This is a genomic window from Aeromonas sp. Y318-1, from assembly GCF_027706125.1.
In the GTDB taxonomy this organism is placed as follows: domain Bacteria; phylum Pseudomonadota; class Gammaproteobacteria; order Enterobacterales; family Aeromonadaceae; genus Aeromonas; species Aeromonas hydrophila.
Window position 1 is genome coordinate 1 of sequence record NZ_JAPDCM010000041.1, and the last position, 1,599, is coordinate 1,599.

A 1,599-nucleotide genomic window follows, 5' to 3' on the forward strand; every position below is an offset into this window, starting at 1 on the left:
CGGCGTTAGATGCACTAAGCACATAATTGCTCACAGCCAAACTATCAGGTCAAGTCTGCTTTTATTATTTTTAAGCGTGCATAATAAGCCCTACACAAATTGGGAGATATATCATGAAAGGCTGGCTTTTTCTTGTTATCGCAATAGTTGGCGAAGTAATCGCAACATCCGCATTAAAATCTAGCGAGGGCTTTACTAAGCTTGCCCCTTCCGCCGTTGTCATAATCGGTTATGGCATCGCATTTTATTTTCTTTCTCTGGTTCTGAAATCCATCCCTGTCGGTGTTGCTTATGCAGTCTGGTCGGGACTCGGCGTCGTCATAATTACAGCCATTGCCTGGTTGCTTCATGGGCAAAAGCTTGATGCGTGGGGCTTTGTAGGTATGGGGCTCATAATTGCTGCCTTTTTGCTCGCCCGATCCCCATCGTGGAAGTCGCTGCGGAGGCCGACGCCATGGTGACGGTGTTCGGCATTCTGAATCTCACCGAGGACTCCTTCTTCGATGAGAGCCGGCGGCTAGACCCCGCCGGCGCTGTCACCGCGGCGATCGAAATGCTGCGAGTCGGATCAGACGTCGTGGATGTCGGACCGGCCGCCAGCCATCCGGACGCGAGGCCTGTATCGCCGGCCGATGAGATCAGACGTATTGCGCCGCTCTTAGACGCCCTGTCCGATCAGATGCACCGTGTTTCAATCGACAGCTTCCAACCGGAAACCCAGCGCTATGCGCTCAAGCGCGGCGTGGGCTACCTGAACGATATCCAAGGATTTCCTGACCCTGCGCTCTATCCCGATATTGCTGAGGCGGACTGCAGGCTGGTGGTTATGCACTCAGCGCAGCGGGATGGCATCGCCACCCGCACCGGTCACCTTCGACCCGAAGACGCGCTCGACGAGATTGTGCGGTTCTTCGAGGCGCGGGTTTCCGCCTTGCGACGGAGCGGGGTCGCTGCCGACCGGCTCATCCTCGATCCGGGGATGGGATTTTTCTTGAGCCCCGCACCGGAAACATCGCTGCACGTGCTGTCGAACCTTCAAAAGCTGAAGTCGGCGTTGGGGCTTCCGCTATTGGTCTCGGTGTCGCGGAAATCCTTCTTGGGCGCCACCGTTGGCCTTCCTGTAAAGGATCTGGGTCCAGCGAGCCTTGCGGCGGAACTTCACGCGATCGGCAATGGCGCTGACTACGTCCGCACCCACGCGCCTGGAGATCTGCGAAGCGCAATCACCTTCTCGGAAACCCTCGCGAAATTTCGCAGTCGCGACGCCAGAGACCGAGGGTTAGATCATGCCTAGCATTCACCTTCCGGCCGCCCGCTAGCGGACCCTGGTCAGGTTCCGCGAAGGTGGGCGCAGACATGCTGGGCTCGTCAGGATCAAACTGCACTATGAGGCGGCGGTTCATACCGCGCCAGGGGAGCGAATGGACAGCGAGGAGCCTCCGAACGTTCGGGTCGCCTGCTCGGGTGATATCGACGAGGTTGTGCGGCTGATGCACGACGCTGCGGCGTGGATGTCCGCCAAGGGAACGCCCGCCTGGGACGTCGCGCGGATCGACCGGACATTCGCGGAGACCTTCGTCCTGAGATCCGAGCTCCTAG

Annotated in this window: 2 protein-coding genes; both read left to right on the plus strand. The window is 58.3% G+C overall.

Features of this window, described 5'->3' with window-relative positions:
- Nucleotides 1-113 precede the first annotated feature (113 nt).
- Nucleotides 114-461 (plus strand): quaternary ammonium compound efflux SMR transporter QacE delta 1, encoded by a 348-nt coding sequence (locus OKB87_RS23480; RefSeq protein WP_000679427.1) that lies wholly within the window; start codon nucleotides 114-116, stop codon nucleotides 459-461.
- On the plus strand, nucleotides 455-1,294 hold the full coding sequence (gene sul1 / locus OKB87_RS23485) for a sulfonamide-resistant dihydropteroate synthase Sul1 (RefSeq protein ID WP_000259031.1): 840 nt from the start codon (nucleotides 455-457) through the stop codon (nucleotides 1,292-1,294). The genes OKB87_RS23480 and sul1 overlap by 7 nt, the downstream gene beginning before the upstream one ends.
- Nucleotides 1,295-1,599 lie beyond the last annotated feature (305 nt).